Annotated in this window: 15 protein-coding genes; 8 read left to right on the forward strand and 7 right to left on the reverse strand. The window is 73.1% G+C overall.

Features of this window, described 5'->3' with window-relative positions; translation table 11 throughout:
- Window positions 1-43: 43 nt before the first annotated feature.
- Complete coding sequence (gene recQ / locus GA0070610_RS07510) at window positions 44-1,882, reverse strand: DNA helicase RecQ (RefSeq protein WP_088999354.1); 1,839 nt, start codon at window positions 1,880-1,882, stop codon at window positions 44-46.
- A 212-nt stretch (window positions 1,883-2,094) separates the two neighbouring features.
- On the opposite strand from recQ, the gene rapZ reads away from it, so the two are divergent.
- The 8 genes from rapZ to GA0070610_RS07550 all read left to right on the forward strand — a co-directional run bounded on the left by rapZ (window position 2,095) and on the right by GA0070610_RS07550 (window position 9,238).
- Window positions 2,095-2,982, forward strand: coding sequence for an RNase adapter RapZ (rapZ, locus tag GA0070610_RS07515; protein ID WP_089003340.1), 888 nt, complete (start codon window positions 2,095-2,097; stop codon window positions 2,980-2,982).
- On the forward strand, window positions 2,979-4,106 hold the full coding sequence (locus GA0070610_RS07520; protein WP_088999355.1) for a gluconeogenesis factor YvcK family protein: 1,128 nt from the start codon (window positions 2,979-2,981) through the stop codon (window positions 4,104-4,106). Before rapZ ends, GA0070610_RS07520 begins: the two co-directional genes overlap by 4 nt.
- A gap of 54 nt (window positions 4,107-4,160) precedes the next feature.
- The gene (whiA, locus tag GA0070610_RS07525; protein WP_088999356.1) at window positions 4,161-5,141 is read left to right on the forward strand and encodes a DNA-binding protein WhiA; all 981 of its coding nucleotides are present in this window, start codon (window positions 4,161-4,163) and stop codon (window positions 5,139-5,141) included.
- A 264-nt stretch (window positions 5,142-5,405) separates the two neighbouring features.
- Window positions 5,406-6,410: a type I glyceraldehyde-3-phosphate dehydrogenase gene (gene gap, locus GA0070610_RS07530; protein ID WP_088999357.1), complete on the forward strand. Its 1,005-nt coding sequence runs from the start codon at window positions 5,406-5,408 to the stop codon at window positions 6,408-6,410.
- Complete coding sequence (locus tag GA0070610_RS07535; protein ID WP_088999358.1) at window positions 6,407-7,606, forward strand: phosphoglycerate kinase; 1,200 nt, start codon at window positions 6,407-6,409, stop codon at window positions 7,604-7,606. The genes gap and GA0070610_RS07535 overlap by 4 nt, the downstream gene beginning before the upstream one ends.
- Window positions 7,606-8,397: a triose-phosphate isomerase gene (tpiA, locus tag GA0070610_RS07540; protein WP_088999359.1), complete on the forward strand. Its 792-nt coding sequence runs from the start codon at window positions 7,606-7,608 to the stop codon at window positions 8,395-8,397. The genes GA0070610_RS07535 and tpiA overlap by 1 nt, the downstream gene beginning before the upstream one ends.
- Window positions 8,398-8,492: 95 nt before the next feature.
- A complete protein-coding gene (gene secG / locus GA0070610_RS07545; RefSeq protein ID WP_088999360.1) occupies window positions 8,493-8,756 on the forward strand; it encodes a preprotein translocase subunit SecG in 264 nt (87 codons plus the stop codon).
- 131 nt (window positions 8,757-8,887) lie between these two features.
- Window positions 8,888-9,238 (forward strand): RNA polymerase-binding protein RbpA, encoded by a 351-nt coding sequence (locus GA0070610_RS07550; RefSeq protein ID WP_088999361.1) that lies wholly within the window; start codon window positions 8,888-8,890, stop codon window positions 9,236-9,238.
- 76 nt (window positions 9,239-9,314) lie between these two features.
- Here the strand turns inward: GA0070610_RS07550 and pgl are convergent, their stop codons facing one another.
- The 6 genes from pgl to tkt form a co-directional block, all read right to left on the reverse strand.
- Window positions 9,315-10,085, reverse strand: a complete 771-nt coding sequence (gene pgl, locus GA0070610_RS07555; protein WP_088999362.1) for a 6-phosphogluconolactonase — start codon at window positions 10,083-10,085, stop codon at window positions 9,315-9,317.
- Between the two features lie 67 nt (window positions 10,086-10,152).
- Window positions 10,153-11,169: a glucose-6-phosphate dehydrogenase assembly protein OpcA gene (locus GA0070610_RS07560; RefSeq protein WP_088999363.1), complete on the reverse strand. Its 1,017-nt coding sequence runs from the start codon at window positions 11,167-11,169 to the stop codon at window positions 10,153-10,155.
- Between the two features lie 91 nt (window positions 11,170-11,260).
- The gene (gene zwf, locus GA0070610_RS07565; RefSeq protein WP_374208799.1) at window positions 11,261-12,802 is read right to left on the reverse strand and encodes a glucose-6-phosphate dehydrogenase; all 1,542 of its coding nucleotides are present in this window, start codon (window positions 12,800-12,802) and stop codon (window positions 11,261-11,263) included.
- Window positions 12,803-12,813: 11 nt separating this feature from the next.
- Window positions 12,814-14,463 carry a glucose-6-phosphate isomerase gene (locus GA0070610_RS07570; protein ID WP_088999365.1) on the reverse strand — a complete coding sequence of 550 codons (1,650 nt, stop codon included), beginning with the start codon at window positions 14,461-14,463 and terminating at the stop codon, window positions 12,814-12,816.
- A gap of 76 nt (window positions 14,464-14,539) precedes the next feature.
- A complete protein-coding gene (gene tal, locus GA0070610_RS07575; RefSeq protein WP_089003341.1) occupies window positions 14,540-15,718 on the reverse strand; it encodes a transaldolase in 1,179 nt (392 codons plus the stop codon).
- A gap of 16 nt (window positions 15,719-15,734) precedes the next feature.
- Window positions 15,735-17,873 (reverse strand): transketolase, encoded by a 2,139-nt coding sequence (tkt, locus tag GA0070610_RS07580; RefSeq protein ID WP_088999366.1) that lies wholly within the window; start codon window positions 17,871-17,873, stop codon window positions 15,735-15,737.
- Between the last annotated feature and the right edge of the window lie 170 nt (window positions 17,874-18,043).

The following is an 18,043-nucleotide window of genomic DNA, read 5'->3' on the forward strand; positions in this document are numbered from 1 at the left end:
CACGTGCGCCGAGGGCCGGCCGGCTGGCTCCGCCGGCCGGTGGTCACTCCGCCAGGACGGCAAGGATCTGCTCGCCGTACTTCGCGAGCTTGTTCTCGCCGACGCCGCTGACCGCGGACAGCTCGGCCAGCGACGTCGGCGCGTCGGTGGCGATCTGCCGCAGCGTGGCGTCGTGGAAGATCACGTACGCCGGGACGCCCTGTTCCTTCGCGGTGGCTCCCCGCCAGGCGCGCAGCCGCTCGAAGACCCCGGTGGCGGTGGGGGAGAGCTCCGTGACGACGGTGGCCGCCCCGCGCGGCTTGGCCGCCCGGGACGAGGCGACCTTCTCCGGCTCGCGGCGCATCATGACCGTGCGGCGGCGGCCCAGCACCTCGGCGCTGGCCTCGGTCAGGGCCAGCGTGCCGTAGTCGCCCTCGACGGCCAGCAGGCCCTCGGCCAGCAGTTGCCGCACCACGCCGCGCCACTCGGCCTCGCGCAGCTCGCTGCCGATGCCGAAGACGGTCAGCGAGTCGTGGCCGTACTGGGTGACCTTGTCCGTGGCGCGGCCGAGCAGGATGTCGACGCAGTGCCCCGCGCCGAAGCGCTGGTTGCGTTCCCGGTCGAGCCGGTAGACCGTGGAGAGCAGCTTCTGTGCCGCGACGGTGCCGTCCCAGGACTCCGGCGGGGTGAGGCAGGTGTCGCAGTTGCCGCAGGCGGCCGTCGCCTTCTCGCCGAAGTAGTCGAGCAGCTGGCCGCGCCGGCAACGGACCGTCTCGCAGAGGGCGAGCATCGCGTCGAGGTGGGCCGCGAGGTTGCGCCGGTGCGCGAGGTCCCCGTCGGAGGTCTCGATCATCTTGCGCTGCTGCACCACGTCCTGGAGCCCGTACGCCAGCCAGGCGGTCGACGGCAGCCCGTCGCGCCCGGCGCGACCGGTCTCCTGGTAGTAGCCCTCGACCGACTTCGGCAGGTCGAGGTGGGCGACGAAACGGACGTCGGGCTTGTCGATGCCCATGCCGAAGGCGATGGTCGCCACCATCACCAGGCCGTCCTCGCGCAGGAAGCGCTGCTGGTTGCGCGCGCGGGTCGCCGCGTCCAGGCCCGCGTGGTAGGGCAGCGCGGCGACGCCGTTGGCGGCCAGGAAGTCCGCCGTCTTCTCCACCGAGGCGCGCGAGAGGCAGTAGACGATGCCCGCGTCGCCGGGATGCTCGTCGCGCAGCAGGCTCAGCAGCTGCTTGCGCGGCTCGCGCTTGGGCACGATCCGGTACTGGATGTTGGGCCGGTCGAAGCTGGCCACGAAGTGCCGGGCGTCGGCGAGCTTGAGCCGGGTGGCGATCTCGTCGCGGGTCGCGCTGGTCGCGGTGGCGGTGAGCGCGATGCGGGGCACGTCCGGCCAGCGCTCGTGCAGCATCGACAGGGCGAGGTAGTCGGGGCGGAAGTCGTGCCCCCACTGCGACACGCAGTGCGCCTCGTCGATGGCGAACAGGGCGATGCGGCCCCGGTCGAGCAGCTGCTGCACGCCTCGGGTGCCCAGCGCCTCGGGGGCGAGGTAGAGCAGGTCCAGCTCGCCGGCGACGAACGCCCGCTCCACGGCGCGGCGGGCGTCGAGGTCCTGGGTGGAGTTGAGGAAGCCGGCCCGCACGCCGACCGCCGTCAGCGCGTCGACCTGGTCCTGCATCAGCGCGATCAGGGGGGAGACCACCACCGCCACGCCGTCGCGGACCAGCGCCGGGATCTGGTAGCACAGCGACTTGCCGCCGCCGGTGGGCATCAGGACCAGCGCGTCGCCGCCGGCCACCACGTGGTCGATGACCTCCTGCTGGAAGCCGCGGAAGGCGTCGTAGCCGAAGACCCGGCGCAACACCTCCAGGACGGCGGAGGAGCGCAGGTCGGTGGGGGAAGCCATCCGGGGATTCTACGAACCTCCCCCGACAGCCGGTGCGGGCGAGCGGCCCGGGCGCGCCGGGCGGCCGGCACCGCGGGCGTACGACGGTCGGCCCGGCGTGGCGGGATAGAGTCGCTGATTGACCACGCGCGGCCGGGGGTGCCGGCCGCGGCGCCACGGCTTGGGGGTAGCGGGTGAGCGAGGCGCGTACGGCCGAGGAACGGAGCGTGACGGTGACCGGGCAGCACACACCGGCGGAGTCGGACACCACCCTGGTGGTGGTCACCGGTCTCTCCGGCGGCGGTCGCAGCACGGTGGCGAGGGCGTTGGAGAACGTCGGGTTCTACGTGGTGGACAACCTGCCCCAGGCGCTCATGCTCGACATGGCCGAGCTGGCGTTCAAGGCGGGCGGGGCGGCCCGGCGTACGGCGATGGTGCTGGACGTGCGCTCGCGCGCCTTCTCCACCGACCTGGCGGGGGCGATCCGGGAGCTCAAGGAGCGCGGCTTCTCGCCCCGGGTGGTCTTCGTCGACGCCGACGACGAGGTGCTGATCCGCCGGTTCGAGAGCGTCCGGCGCTCGCACCCGTTGCAGGGCGACGGGCGCCTCGCCGACGGCATCGCGGTCGAGCGCGGCCTGCTGGAGGAGGCCCGCGACCAGGCGGACGTGATCATCGACACCAGCCACCTGAACGTCAACCAGCTGCGCCGGCGCGTCGAGGAGCTCTTCGGCGGCGAGGACGCCCGCCGGCTGCGCGTCACCGTGCTCTCCTTCGGCTTCAAGTACGGCCTGCCGCCCGACGCCGACTTCGTGCTCGACGCCCGGTTCCTGCCCAATCCGTACTGGGTGCCGGAGCTGCGCGAGCACACCGGCCGCGAGGAGGCGGTCAGCTCGTACGTGCTCGGGCAGGAGGGCGCGGACGCCTTCGTCGGCTCGTACGCGGACCTGGTCAACGCCACCACCGTCGGCTTCGAGCGGGAGGGCAAGCGCTACCTGACCGTGGCGGTCGGCTGCACGGGCGGCAAGCACCGCAGCGTGGCCATCGCCGAGGAGCTGGCGGCCCGGCTGCGCCACTCGGGTCTGGCCGCCAACGCCCAGCACCGCGACCTGGGGCGCGAGTGACGGCGACGCGCGTGGTCGCGTTCGGCGGCGGGCACGGCCTGTCCGCCTCGCTGCGTGCCCTGCGCCGCTGCGCCCCGGAGCTGGACCTGGACATCACGGCGGTGGTCACCGTCGGCGACGACGGCGGCTCCAGCGGCCGGCTGCGCGCGGAGCGGGGCGGCCTGCCCCCGGGCGACCTGCGGCAGGCGCTCGTGGCGCTGGCCGGGGACCACCCGGCCACCCGCCGCAGCGCGGGGCTCTTCCAGCACCGCTTCGCCGAGGTGCCGCCGCCCGCCCACGGCCCGACTCCCGCCGGGGACGGATCGGCGGGGCGCCTTGCGGTCTCCGGTAACGGGCGGGCCCCTTCCGGTCCGAAGCCGGCCGGAGGGACGGCCGGCGGGGTCGGCGGAGGGCGCGCGGGTACCGGTGCGACCGGGCGGGCGGGTGACGGCGACGGCGGGCTGGCCGGGCACGCGGTGGGCAACCTGGTGCTGTGCGGGCTGATGGAGCTGCTCGGCGACCCGGTGGCCGCCCTGGAGCACGCGGGCGCGATGCTCGGCGCGGTGGGCCGGGTGCTGCCGATGTCGTGCGAGCCGGTGGGGATCGAGGCGCGGGTGCGCGGCGCCGATCCGCGCCGGCCGGACGAGGTGCGTACGGTCGCCGGCCAGCATCAGGTCGCGGTGACCACCGGTCGGGTGGAGTCGTTGCGGCTCACCCCGGCCGCGCCGGAGGCCTGCCCGCAGGCGGTCGCCGCGATCGGCGCGGCCGACTGGCTGATCTTCGGGCCGGGCAGCTGGTACACGAGCGTGCTGCCGCACCTGCTGGTGCCGCAGCTCGCCGCCGCCATCGTCGCCAGCCCGGCGCGGCGGCTCGTCACGTTGAACCTCGCCGCCGAGAAGGAGACCTCCGGGCTCTCCCAGGCCGACCACCTGGCCGCGCTGCGCGCGTACCTGCCGGAGCTGAGGGTCGACCGTGTGGTCGCCGATTCCAAGGCGGCGGGTGACCCCGAACCGGTCGAACGTGCGGCAGAATCGCTGGGTGCCCGCCTGGTCCTCGCTCCCGTCGCGGTCACCGACGGCACTCCCCGTCATGATCCGGCCGCCCTGGGCGCCGCACTGGTGCCTGTCCTGGGCGCCGATCGTTAGACACGTACGTAATCTCCGGCGACACGCCGGAACAGGTCCGTGAGGGGACGCACAATGGCGATGACGGCTGCGGTCAAGGACGAGCTGAGTCGGGTCGACGTGCCCAAGCCCTGCTGCCGGCGGGCGGAGATGGCGGCGCTGCTGCGCTTCGCCGGCGGGCTGCACATCGTCTCCGGTCGGGTCGTGGTGGAGGCCGAACTCGACACGGGGGCGGTGGCCCGGCGGCTGCGACGGGAGATCGCGGAGGTCTACGGCTATCCGAGCGAGATCCACGTGCTCGCGTCCGGTGGCCTGCGCAAGGGCAGCCACTTCATCGTGCGGGTGGTCAAGGACGGTGAGGCCCTCGCGCGGCAGACGGGGCTGCTCGACGTGCGGGGACGCCCGGTGCGGGGCCTGCCGCCGCACGTCGTGGCCGCGAACGTCTGCTGCGCGGTGTCGGCGTGGCGTGGCGCGTTCATGGCGCACGGCTCGCTGACGGAGCCGGGTCGCTCCAGTGCGCTGGAGATCACCTGCCCCGGCCCGGAGTCGGCGTTGGCCCTGGTGGGCGCGGCCCGGCGCATCGGCATCACCGCCAAGAACCGCGAGGTGCGCGGCGTGGACCGGGTGGTGGTCAAGGACGGCGACGCGATCGCCGCGCTGCTCACCCGGATCGGCGCCCACTCCAGCGTGCTGGCCTGGGAGGAGCGCCGGGTACGCCGCGAGGTGCGGGCCACGGCCAACCGGCTGGCCAACTTCGACGACGCCAACCTGCGCCGCTCGGCGCGGGCCGCGGTCGCCGCCGCCGCCCGGGTGACCCGGGCGCTGGAGATCCTCGCCGAGGACGCGCCCAACCACCTCACCTCGGCCGGCCGGCTGCGCCTGGAGCACCGGCAGGCCTCGCTGGAGGAGTTGGGCGCGTTGGCCGACCCGCCGTTGACCAAGGACGCCATCGCCGGCCGGATCCGCCGGTTGCTCGCGCTGGCCGACAAGCGGGCCCGGGACCTGGGCATCCCGGATACGGAAGCGGCCGTCACGCCCGACATGCTCGTGGTCTGATAGGACGGAGCGGGTCGGCGGTGCCGGTGGGGTCACCACCCGGCGCTGCACTGCGCCGCACGCTCGGATAGGGTCGCTGCGTACGGCAAGGAGGCCGGCACAGGCATTCCTCGCCGTGCACACCGCCTCGGGCGGTCAGGTCCTTCGAGACCGCGGCGGGGTGGCCGAGATGAACCGTCAACGGCCGGCTCCAACGGTCGGCGCACACACCTCCGCCGGCCCGGGTCTGACGCCGGCGGACCAGAACGCAAGGAGATGGGACCTGTGACCATCCGGGTTGGCATCAACGGCTTCGGCCGGATCGGCCGCAACTTCTTCCGGGCAGTGCTGGCGTCCGGCGCTGACATCGAGGTCGTGGCGGTCAACGACCTGACCGACAACGCGACGCTCGCCCACCTGCTCAAGTACGACAGCATCCTGGGCCGCCTCCCGCACGAGGTGAAGGCCACCGCCGACGAGATCACCGTGGGTGGCAAGACCATCAAGGCGTACGCCGAGAAGGACCCGTCGAAGCTGCCGTGGGGCGAGGTCGGCGCGGACGTCGTCATCGAGTCCACCGGCTTCTTCACCGACGCCACCAAGGCGAAGGCGCACGTCGACGGCGGGGCCAAGAAGGTCATCATCTCCGCCCCGGCGAAGAACGAGGACGTCACGGTCGTCATGGGCGTCAACCACGACCAGTACGACCCGGCCAAGCACACCATCATCTCGAACGCCTCCTGCACCACCAACTGCCTGGCGCCGATGGCGAAGGTCCTGCACGACACGTTCGGCATCCAGCACGGCCTGATGACGACGATCCACGCGTACACCCAGGACCAGAACCTCCAGGACGCGCCGCACAAGGACCTGCGTCGGGCCCGCGCCGCCGCGCTGAACATCGTGCCGACCTCGACCGGCGCGGCGAAGGCGATCGGCCTGGTGCTGCCGGAGCTCAAGGGCAAGCTGGACGGCTACGCGCTGCGCGTGCCGATCCCGACCGGCTCGGCCACCGACCTCACGGTCGACGTCGCCCGGGAGACCACGGTGGACGAGGTCAACGCCGCGCTGAAGGCCGCCGCCGAGGGGCCGCTCAAGGGCGTCCTGGTCTACAACGAGGACCCGATCGTCTCCGCCGACATCGTCACCGACCCGGCGTCGTGCATCTTCGACGCGCCGCTGACCAAGGTCGTCGGCAACCAGGTCAAGGTCGTCGGCTGGTACGACAACGAGTGGGGCTACTCGAACCGCCTGGTCGACCTGGTCAAGCTGGTCGGTCAGTCGCTGTGAGCATCCGTACCCTCGACGACCTGCTCGCCGAGGGGGTGTCGGGTCGGCGCGTGCTGGTGCGCGCCGACCTGAACGTCCCGCTCGACAAGCAGACCGGCGACATCACCGACGACGGCCGCATCCGGGCCGTGCTGCCGACCCTCAGCGCCCTCACCGGAGCCGGCGCCAAGGTGGTCGTCTGCTCGCACCTGGGCCGCCCGAAGGGCGCGCCGGACCCGCAGTTCAGCCTGGGCCCGGTCGCCGGGCGGCTCGGTGAGCTGCTCGGCACGCGGGTGCACTTCGCCACCGACACCGTCGGCGAGTCCGCCCGCTCCACCGTGGACGCGCTCGCCGACGGCGAGGTCGCGCTGCTGGAGAACCTGCGCTTCAACGCCGGCGAGACCAGCAAGGATGACGCTGAGCGGGGCGCCTTCGCCGACCAGCTCGCCGCGTTCGGCGACGCCTACGTCGACGACGCGTTCGGCGCGGTGCACCGCAAGCACGCCAGCGTGCACGACGTGCCGGCCCGGCTGCCGCACGTCGCCGGCCGGCTGGTGCTGCGCGAGGTGGAGGTCCTGTCCCGGCTGACCGGCGAGCCGGAGCGCCCGTACGTGGTGGTGCTCGGCGGCTCGAAGGTCTCCGACAAGCTGGCGGTGATCGAGGCGCTGCTGCCGACGGTCGACCGGCTGCTGATCGGCGGCGGCATGTGCTTCACCTTCCTCAAGGCCCAGGGCCACGAGGTGGGCTCCTCGCTGCTGGAGGAGGAGATGGTCGAGACCTGCCGCACCCTGCTGGAGCGCTCCGAGGGCAAGATCATGCTCCCGGTCGACGTGGTGGCCGCGGACGCGTTCGCCCCGGACGCCGCGCACGACACCGTGCCGGCCGACGGCATCCCGAGCAAGCGGGTCGGGCTCGACATCGGGCCGGAGACGGTCGCCGGCTTCGCCGTCGCCCTCAAGGGCGCGCGGACGATCTTCTGGAACGGCCCGATGGGCGTGTTCGAGATGCCGGCGTTCGCCCACGGCACCCGGGGGATCGCCGAGACGATCGCCAAGGCCGACGCGTTCACGGTCGTCGGTGGCGGTGACTCCGCGGCGGCGGTACGGGCCCTGGGGCTGGACGAGTCGTCCTTCGGGCACATCTCCACCGGCGGTGGCGCCTCCCTGGAATACCTGGAGGGCAAGACCCTCCCCGGCATCGCGGCCCTGGAGAACTGATGGCGAGCGTCACCCGTCGGCCCCTGATGGCCGGCAACTGGAAGATGAACTGCAACCACCTCGAGGCCAACCTGCTGGTGCAGAAGCTGGCGGCCAGCCTCACCGAGAAGCAGCTCACCGACGTCGAGACGGTGGTCCTGCCGCCGTTCACCGACCTGCGTACGGTCCAGACCGCCGTCGACGGCGACAAGCTGCTCATCGGCTACGGCGCGCAGGACCTCTCGCCGCACGCGTCGGGGGCCTACACGGGCGACATCTCCGGCTCGATGCTGGCGAAGCTCGGCTGCACGTACGTGGTGATCGGGCACTCCGAGCGACGGGCCTACCACCACGAGGACGACGCGATCGTCAACGCCAAGGTGCAGGCGGCGCTGACCCACGGGCTCACCCCGATCCTCTGCGTGGGGGAGGGGCTCGACGTGCGCGACCAGGGCACCCACGTGGCGCACTGCAGCGACCAGCTCGACGGCGCCCTGAAGGGGCTGACCGCCGAGCAGGTGGCGAAGGTCGTGGTGGCCTACGAGCCGGTCTGGGCGATCGGCACGGGCAAGACGGCCACCCCCGAGGACGCCCAGGAGGTGTGCGGCGCGGTCCGTCAGCGCCTGGCCGAGTCCTTCGGTCAGGACACCGCCGACAAGGTCCGGGTCCTCTACGGCGGGTCGGTCAAGTCCTCCAACGTCGCGGCGATCATGGCCCAGCCGGACGTCGACGGGGCGTTGGTGGGCGGCGCGAGCCTGGACGCCGAGGAGTTCGCGAAGATCTGCCGGTTCCCGGAGCACATCTCCCGCTGATCGCTCGCTATCCTTGACTCCGCCCGTCCGTCGGTCGGTGCCACCGTGCCCGATCTGCCCGGGCGAGGATCGTAACGAGAGGACTGACCCCAGCCATGCCGATCTGGTTCGCATACACGTTGATCGTGTTGCTGGTCATCACGAGCGTTCTGTTGACCATGCTGATCCTGCTGCACCGCGGTAAGGGCGGCGGGTTGTCGAGCATGTTCGGCGGTGGCGTCAGCTCCAGCCTCGCCGGGTCCTCGGTGGCGGAGAAGAACCTCGACCGCTACACCGTCCTGGTGGGCATCGTCTGGTTCGCCTGCATCGTCGGGCTGGGGCTCTGGCTCCGCCTCCAGATGGCCAGCGGCACGGTCTGAGCCCGCCGAGTCGTAGAATCTGCGCGCGGTCCGTCACCGACGGGCCGCGCGCAGTTTGTTCCACCCGCTGCACCGCGTCGCCCGCCGCCCCTCCGGCGGCGGTTCCCCTCCGACGACAGGAGCGAGCAGCCGTGCCCATTGGCAACGTCATCCGGGGCACCCGGGCCGGGTCCGCGCCCGACCGCCGCGCCCAACGCCACCAGCCGGCCCCGTGCCGGACGGTGACCTACTGGTGCCGCAACGCCCACCGCACCGAGATCCGGCTCGCCGCCGAGGTCGAGGTGCCGCAGGTGTGGGACTGCCCGCGCTGCGGCCTGCCGGCCGGCCGGGACGCGCAGAACCCGCCGGGCCGCGCCCGGCCCGAGCCGTACAAGACCCACCTGGCGTACGTGAAGGAGCGGCGCACCGCCGAGGAGGGCGAGGCCATCCTGGCCGAGGCCCTCGCCGCCCTGCGCCGACGGCGGGGCCGTCCCGCCGGCTAGACGGCGTTCCCGCCCACGGCGGACAGCGAAGGACCCCTCGTCCGCGCCTCGGCGGCGACGAGGGGTCCTTCGTCGGTCAGCGCAGGCTGCGCAGGCGGGCCGGCACGTCGGCCGCCGCCGCCCGGTCCAACAGCCAGAGGGTACGGCCGGTGCCCCGTACGCCGGCCGCCGGCAGTTGCACCGGCCCCGCCCCGGCCAGCGCCATGCCGACCGCCCGAGCCTTGTCGGACCCGCTGGCCACCAGCCAGACCTCCTCGGCCGTGTTGATCGCCGGGAGGGTCAGCGTGGTCCGCACCGGTGGGGGCTTCGGGCTGCCCCGCACCGCGCTGACCGGCCGGCTGTCGTGGTGCACCGGATGCTCGGGGAAGACCGAGGCGACGTGCCCGTCCTCGCCGACGCCCAGCATCAGCACGTCGAAGTGGGGGAGCGTGGCGTGCCCCGGACGCGCCGCGCGGGCCAACTCCTGGGCGTAGCGGGCCGCCGCCTCCTCCGGGTCCGGCCCGGCCGGGCCGTCGGAGGCCGGCATGGGGTGCACCCGCGCCGGGTCCAGCGGCACCGCGCCCAGCAGCGTGGCGCGCGCCTGGGTCTCGTTGCGCTCGGGGTCGCCGGCGGGCAGGAACCGCTCGTCGCCCCACCAGACGTCCACCCGTGACCAGTCGACGGCGTCGCGGGCCGGCAGCGCCGCCACCGCCCGGTGCACCGCCGCGGCTATCCGCCCGCCGGTCAGCACCACCGACGCGTGGCCCCGCTCGGCCTGCGCGTCGAGCAGCTTGACCAGCAACCGGGCGGCCACCGCCTGGGCCAGCAGGTCGGCGTCGGCGTGGACGGCGACACTCGCCTCACTCATCTGTGTGCCTTCGTTTCTCCGGCCGCCGCGCGGCCGGTCTTCCGTGGTGCCCCCGACAGTCGGGCGCTCAGTGCTCGGCGCTCGTACCCACGTGCGCCGTGACCCCCGCCTCGGCCCGCTGGGCGGTGGCCGGATCCTTCCAGACGTGCACCCGCTGCGGCGGGCGCTGGTCGAGGTCGGTCAGCCCGGCCGCCGTACCCAGCGCCTCCGCGTACACCTGGTCGGCGTCGAGCCGGCGCAGTTCCTCGGCCAGCTCGTCGCCGAGCGGCCGCCGGACGAGCGGCAGCTGCCGGTCCTCCTGGCCGGTACGGCGGAACGTCGCCACGCTGTCGTCGCGGGTCAGCGTCAACGTGTCGCCGTTGGCGCAGCGCAGCTGCACCTCCCGCATCCGGGGGGACGAGTCGCTGTGCTCCCACGTCGGCTGGATGCCGAGTCGCGCGGCCAGCCACCCCTGCATCAGCGCCGCGGTCGGATCGCTCGGCGGTGCCACCACCGTCGCCTCGGTCACCCTGGCCTGGGTGGTGTCGAAGGCCCCCGCCACGAGGGTGCGCCACGGGGTGATCCGGGTCCACGCCAGGTCGGTGTCGCCGGGCGCGTAGTCCCGGGCCCGCTGGCGCAGCGCCTCGATCGGGTCGGCGGCCTGCGCGCTGTCGGTGATCCGCCGGTCGGCCACCACGCCGAGGAAGTCCGTGGAGATCTCGGCCGGCGGCTCGCCGTGCCACCACGTCACCACCGGTACGTCCGGCACCAGCAGCGGCATCACCACCGACTCGGCGTGCAGGGCCAGCCGCCCGTACATCCGGGTGACCACCGCCTCGCACGGGCCGAGCCGGCCGCCGACGACGATCTCCGCGTCCAGCCGGTTGCGTTCGCGCTCCACGTCGGTGCGGACCACCACCAGCAGCCGGCAGGGGTGGGCGGCGGCGGCTATCGTCGCCGCCGCCTCCGCCTCGCGGACCCGCTTCTCGTCCACCACCACGATCAGGGTGAGCGCCATGCCGCTGGCCACCCCGCCGGCGCTGCGCCGCTCGGCGGCCAGCGCCTTGACCACCTCGTTTCCGGTGGTGTCCCACAGGCCGATCACTGGAGCCTCCTGGTTTGCTCGCTGCGCCTGCTCACGGCACTGGCCTTCGTTCGTGACTGCGGGGCTCGCAGAACCGGCTCACTCCTCGCGCTCACGCCCGCCGCCAGGCGCGGCCCTCGCGGGCCAGCATCTCGTCGGCGGCCCGGGGGCCCCACTCGCCGGCCCGGTACGGCTCCGGCGTGGTGCCCGCCCACGCGTGCTCCAGCGGGTCCACCACCTGCCAGCTCTGCTCGACCTCGGCGGCGTCGGGGAAGAGCGTGCGGTCGCCGATCAGCACGTCCAGCACGAGCCGCTCGTACGCCTCGGGGCTGGCCTCGGTGAACGCCTCGCCGTACTGGAAGTCCATGGCGATGTCGCGGACCTCCATCGTGGTGCCGGGCACCTTGGAGCCGAACTTGAGCACGACGCCCTCGTCCGGCTGCACCCGGATGACGAGCTGGTTGTTGCCCAGCGACTCCATGTCGGCCTCGTTGAACGGCAGGTGCGGCGCCCGCTTGAACATGATGGCGACCTCGGTGACCCGCCGCGGCAGCCGCTTGCCGGCCCGGATGTAGAACGGCACCTCCGCCCAGCGGCGGTTCTGGATGCCGAGCCGGACGGCCACGTAGGTCTCCGTGGTGGAGTCCTCCGGGACGCCCTCCTCCTCCAGGTACCCGACGGCACGCTCGCCGCCCACCCAGCCGGGCAGGTACTGGCCGCGTACGGTGCCCTCGGCGACGTCCTTGGGCAGGGTGATCGCCCGGAGCACCTTGAGCTTCTCCGTGCGGATCTCGTCGGCGTCGAAGCTCGTCGGCTCCTCCATCGCCACCAGCGCCAGCAGCTGGAGCAGGTGGTTCTGGAACACGTCGCGGGCCGCGCCGGCCGAGTCGTAGAAGCCGGCGCGGGTGCCGATGCCGACGTCCTCGGCCATGGTGATCTGCACCGAGTCGACGTACTTGGAGTTCCACAGCGGCTCGAACAGGTTGTTGGCGAACCGCAGGGCGAGGATGTTCTGGACGGTCTCCTTGCCCAGGTAGTGGTCGATGCGGAAGACGTCCTTGCGGGTGAAGACGTCGTCGACCAGGTCGTTGAGCGCCTTCGCCGACGGCAGGTCGTGCCCGAAGGGCTTCTCCACCACCACCCGGCGCCAGCCGCCGGACTTGGCGTTGTCGGCCATCCCGGTGCGGGCCAACTGCTTGAGGACCACGGGGAACGCCGCCGGGGGGATGGAGAAGTAGAAGGCGGCGTTGCCCGGGATGCCGTGCGTCTGGCGCAGCTCGTCCAGCATCTCGGAGAGGTGGTCGAACGCGGCGTCGTCGTCGAACGAGCCGCCGACGAACTTGATGTTGCCGGCCAGGCGCGCCCACACCTCCTCCCGCCAGGGGGTGCGGGCGTGCTTCTTGGCGGCCTCGTGGGCCAGCGACTCGAAGTCCCCGTCGCCCCAGTCCCGGCGGGCGAAGCCGAGCACGGCGAAGCCCGGGGGCAGCAGCCCCCGGTTCGCCAGGTCGTACACGGCCGGCAGGAGCTTCTTGCGGGCCAGGTCACCGGTGACGCCGAAGATCACCAGAGCGCACGACTCCGGGATCCTCGGCAGCCGGCGGTCCTGCGGGTCGCGCAGCGGGTTCACGCCGCCTCCTCGCTCCGCGTCGTCCATGGTCCCCATCGTCACGCCCGCAACGCCCCGGCCACATCGAGCAGCTGGGCCACGCCCGCCGACCGGTCGGTCAGGTGCAGCCGCACCACCGGGCGCTCCCGCTCGGCCAGTGCCTGCCGGTCGCCGGCGGCCTGCGCCGCCTGCAACTCGCCGAAGGTGTACGGCCGCCCCGGCACCGGCAGGTCGTCGGCGACCGCGCCGGTGAGCTGGAGGTAGCTGCCAACCTGCGGACCGCCCTTGTGGTACTGGCCGGTGGAGTGCAGGAACCGCGGGCCCCAGCCGAAGGTGACCGGACGGCCTGCGGCGCCGGCCAGCAGCGGCCGCAGCCGGGCCGCGTCGGCGTCGGCGAACCGGTCGAGGTACGCCATCACCGCGAGGTAGCCGTCGTCGCCCGCCCCGTCGATCAGCAGGCGCAGCACGCCGGCCAGGTCGCCCGGGGCGCCCTGCGGCGCGTACACCTCGATCGCGCCCTCGGTGAACGACGGCGTCTCCGCCGGCGGACCCGAGGCGAGGATCCGGTTGGTGTTCTCCTTGCTCTCGGTGACGTTGGGCTGGTTGAACGGGTCGATGCCCAGCACCACGCCGGCGACCGCGGTGGCGTACTCCCAGGCCAGGAACTGCGCGCCGAGCGGGCCGTTGACCGCCACGTCGGCGTCGACGCCGCCGGCCGGGACGGCGCCGGCGGGCAACGCGCCGCCGTAGGTCACGGTGAGCACGTCGTCGCCGGCCGCGCCGGGACTCTGCGGCGACTCCACGACGACCGGCAGGATGCCGACGCCGGCCTTGCCGGTGGACTCGGCGATCAGCTGCTCGGCCCAGTCGCCGAGGCCCTCGATGCCGGTGCCGTCGGAGATCAGGGCGACCTTGTCCCGGCCCATGGTGGCCGCCGCGCCGAGCGCCGCGCCGAGCGCCAGGCCCGGGTTGTCGCGGTCCCCGCCCAGCGACCGCGCCAGCGCGTCGGCCTGGTCGAGCAGCTCGCCCACCTCGACGCCGGCCAGCGCCGACGGGACCAGCCCGAACGCGGTCAGCGCGGAGTAGCGGCCGCCGACGTTCGGGTCGGCGAGCACGGTGAAGGCACCCATCTCGGTGGCGGTCTGCTCCAGGGGCGAACCCGGGTCGGTGACGACCACGAAGTGCCGGCCGGCCTCCGCCTCGGTCATCCCCGAGTCGAGGAACGCCTGCCAGTAGGCCCGGCGGTGGCTGTCGGTCTCGACCGTCGAGCCGGACTTGCTGGCCACCACCACCACGGTGCGCTCCAGCCGGTCGGCCAGCGCCGCCCGGACCTGTCCCGGGTCGGTGGTGTCGAGCACCGTCAGCTGCTTGCCGAGGGTGCGGGCGATGACCTCGGGGGCCAGCGACGAGCCGCCCATCCCGGCGAGCACCACGTGGTCCAGGTCGGCCAGCTCCGCCTTCAGCTCGGCGAGCTGGGGGAGCAGTTCCCGGCTGCGCAGGTGGGTGTCCACCCAGCCGAGGCGGATCTTCGCCTCGGCCTCGGCGTCCGGGCCCCACAGGGTCGGGTCCTTCGCGGCCAGCTTGCCCGGCACGCCGGCACCGACCAGCGCCTCCCGGGTGGAGGCGGGCGCCGACTTGTCGACGGTGTCGGCCCCGTGCACGGAGAGCCCGGCGGCGGCCTCGACCGCCCCGGCCAGCAGGTCACTCACGCCGCCACCTCGCTTCGCTCGGCGGCGGCGCGAGGCGCCGCACTGCTGAGCCCGATGGTTCGCTCGCTACGCTCACTCACGCGTTGCCTCCCGCCTGCTGCGCGGCCTGCGCGTTGCCCTTCGCGGCGTCGCCCGGGTGGCCGGCGCCCCGGCCCGCGGCCGACAGCGACTTGCGGACGCCGTCGAGCAGCTCCTGCCAGCTCGTCTCGAACTTCTCCACGCCCTCGCGCTCCAGGGTCTCGATCACGTCGGCCATGTCGATTCCCACCGACTCCAGGTCCGCGAAGACCTTGCGGGCCTCGTCGTACGAGCCGGTGATGGTGTCGCCGCGGGTCTCGCCGTGGTCGGCGTACGCGTGCACGACCGGCTCCGGCATGGTGTTGACCGTGCCGGGGGCGATCAGCTCCTCGACGTAGATGACGTCCCGGTAGTCCGGGTTCTTGGTCGAGGTGGAGGCCCACAGCGGCCGCTGCGGGTGGGCGCCGGCGTCGGCGAGCGCCTGCCACCGGTCGGAGGAGAAGACCTCGCCGTAGCGCTCGTACGCCAGCTTGGCGTTGGCGACGGCGGCCTTGCCGCGCAGCGCCTTGGCCTCGTCGGAGCCGAGCTTCTCCAGCCGCTTGTCGATCTCGCTGTCGACCCGGGAGACGAAGAACGAGGCGACCGAGCCGATCTTCGACAGGTCGTGGCCGTTGGCCTTGGCCTTCTCGAGACCGGCCAGGAACGCCTCCATCACCTGCGAGTAGCGCTCCAGCCCGAAGATCAGCGTGACGTTGACGCTGATCCCCTCGGCCAGGGTGGCGGTGATGGCCGGCAGGCCCGCCTCGGTGGCCGGGATCTTGATGAAGAGGTTGGGCCGGTCGACCAGCCACCACAGAGCCTTGGCCTCGGCGACCGTCCTGTCGGTCTCGTGGGCCAGCCGCGGGTCCACCTCGATGGAGACCCGGCCGTCGACACCGCCGCTGCCCTCGTACGACGGGCGCATCACGTCGCACGCCCACCGCACGTCGTACGTGGTGAGCATGCGTACGGCCTCCTCGACCTCCACGCCACGGGCGGCGAGGTCGCGCAGCTGCCAGTCGTACTCGTCGGCGTCGCTCAGCGCCTTGGCGAAGATCGTCGGGTTGGTGGTCACCCCGGCCACGTGCTTCTCCCGGCGGAGCTGGTCCAGCCCGCCGGAGGACAGCCGTACCCGGGAAAGGTCGTCGAGCCAGACCGCCACGCCTGCGGCGGTGAGTTCACTAAGCCTGTCCGTCATGCCGTCCACGCTCCCCTCAGTTGCCGGTCGTGAAACCGGTGATGTCGCCCATCCGGGTCAGCGCCGCGTGCGCGGCGGCCACGATCCGGTCGGGGGTGAAGCCGAACTGCTCGAAGAGCACGGAGTGCGGGGCGCTCGCGCCGTAGTGCTCCAGGCTCACGCTCTCGCCGCAGTCGCCGACGATGCCGTGCCAGGACATGGCGATGCCCGCCTCCACGCTCACCCGTGCCTTTACCCCGCGCGGCAGTACCGACTCCCGGTACGCCTCGTCCTGCTCGAAGAACCACTCCTGGCAGGGCATCGAGACGACCCGGGTGGGGGTGCCGTCGGCCTCCAGCCGCTCGCGGGCGGTGAGGCAGAGCTGCACCTCGGAGCCGGTGCCGATGAGGATCACCTGCGGCTTGCCGTTGGACGCCTCAGCCAGCACGTAGCCACCCCTGGCCACGCCCTCCGCGCCGGCCAGGGTGGAGCGGTCGAGCGTCGGCAGCGCCTGCCGGCTCAGCGCCAGCGCGGTCGGCCGGTCGGTGTGCTCCAGGGCCTGCCGCCAGGCCCAGGCCGTCTCGTTGGCGTCGGCCGGCCGGACCACGTCCAGGCCGGGGATGGCGCGCAGCGCGGTCAGGTGCTCCACCGGCTGGTGCGTGGGGCCGTCCTCGCCGAGGCCGATCGAGTCGTGCGTCCAGACGTAGACCACCGGCAGCTTCATCAGCGCGGCGAGGCGTACCGCCGGACGCATGTAGTCGCTGAACACCAGGAAGGTGCCGCCGTACGGGCGGGTGCCGCCGTGCAGCGCGATGCCGTTGAGGATCGCGCCCATGGCGTGCTCACGGATGCCGAAGTGCAGCGTGCGGCCGTACTCGTGGCCGGGGAAGTCCTTGGTGGCGTGGACGGCGGGGACGAAGGACGGCTCGCCCTTCATGGTGGTGTTGTTGCTCTCCGCCAGGTCGGCCGAGCCACCCCACAGCTCCGGCAGCACTCCGGCGAGCGCCTCCAGGACCTTGCCGGAGGCGGCCCGGGTGGCGACGCCCTTGGCGTCGGCGGGGAACTCCGGTAGCGCCTCGGTCCAGCCGCTCGGCAGGATCCGCCCGGCCATCCGGTCGTAGAGCGCGTGACGCTCCGGGTTGGCCTTCGCCCAGCCGTCGAACGCCGTGGTCCACTCCTGCTGGGCCCGGGCGCCGCGCTCCATCACCGTGCGGGCGTGGCCGAGCATCTCCTCGTCGACCTCGAAGGTCCGCGCCGGGTCGAAGCCGAGGAGCTTCTTGGTGGCGGCCACCTCGTCGCCGCCAAGCGCCGAACCGTGGATCTTGCCGGTGTTCTTCTTGTTGGGCGCGGGCCAGCCGATGATGGTGCGCAGCGCGATGAAGGAGGGGCGGCCGGTCTCGGCCTTCGCCGCCAGCAGCGCCCGGTGCAGGGCCTCGACGTCCTCGTGGTAGTCGCCCTGGTCGGCGTCGCCGGCGCGCCAGTCGACGGTCTGCACGTGCCAGCCGTACGCCTCGTAGCGGGCCGCGACGTCCTCGCTCTTGGCGATGCGGGTGTCGTCCTCGATCGAGATCTCGTTGTCGTCGTAGATCACCGTGAGGTTGCCGAGCTGCTGGTGCCCGGCGAGCGCGCTGGCCTCGTGGCTGATGCCCTCCTCGATGTCGCCGTCGGAGACGATGCACCAGATGTCGTGGTCGAAGACCGACCGGCCCGGCTCGGCCTCCGGGTCGAACAGGCCGCGCTCGCGGCGGGCGGCCATCGCCATGCCGACCGCGTTGCCGAGGCCCTGCCCGAGCGGCCCGGTGGTGGTCTCCACGCCGGGGGTGTGCCCGTGCTCGGGGTGGCCCGGGGTCAGCGAGCCCCACTGCCGCAGCGACTCCAGGTCCTGCAGGGCCAGCGGGTAGCCGGAGAGGAAGAGCTGGATGTAGAGGGTGAGGCTGGAGTGGCCCGCGGAGAGCACGAAGCGGTCCCGGCCGGGCCAGTTCGGGTCGGCCGGGTTGTGCCGCATGACCCGGTTGAAGAGCAGGTAGGCCGCGGGCGCGAGGCTCATCGCGGTGCCCGGGTGACCGTTGCCGGATTTCTCCACGGCGTCCATGGCCAGCACGCGGACGGTGTCGACGGCCCGGCGGTCGAGGTCGGACCAGTTGAGTGCGGGGTGCTCGGGTCGGTTGGCAGCCACGATGGTTGTGCTCCTCGGCAGATGGGCGGAACCCTCAGTGATGACCCTATCGAGCGGTCCTAAACGTCCGCCCAGGGATCTCTGCATGCCGGTCTGTACTGGTCGGCGCCGCTGACCGGTACCGACCCGACGGTGTGACGGCCCGCACCGTTGTCGGGTCGCCCGGGCAG

Source organism: Micromonospora echinofusca (assembly GCF_900091445.1).
Lineage (GTDB): Bacteria > Actinomycetota > Actinomycetes > Mycobacteriales > Micromonosporaceae > Micromonospora > Micromonospora echinofusca.

Bases quoted from the DNA above. Each gene is read 5' to 3' on its own strand.
- pgl (WP_088999362.1), bottom strand. From the start codon at position 10,085: ATGAGTGAGGCGAGTGTCGCCGTCCACGCCGACGCCGACCTGCTGGCC.
- secG (WP_088999360.1), top strand. From the start codon at position 8,493: ATGCCGATCTGGTTCGCATACACGTTGATCGTGTTGCTGGTCATCACG.
- recQ (WP_088999354.1), bottom strand. From the start codon at position 1,882: ATGGCTTCCCCCACCGACCTGCGCTCCTCCGCCGTCCTGGAGGTGTTG.
- tpiA (WP_088999359.1), top strand. From the start codon at position 7,606: ATGGCGAGCGTCACCCGTCGGCCCCTGATGGCCGGCAACTGGAAGATG.
- whiA (WP_088999356.1), top strand. From the start codon at position 4,161: ATGGCGATGACGGCTGCGGTCAAGGACGAGCTGAGTCGGGTCGACGTG.
- zwf (WP_374208799.1), bottom strand. From the start codon at position 12,802: ATGGACGACGCGGAGCGAGGAGGCGGCGTGAACCCGCTGCGCGACCCG.
- tal (WP_089003341.1), bottom strand. From the start codon at position 15,718: ATGACGGACAGGCTTAGTGAACTCACCGCCGCAGGCGTGGCGGTCTGG.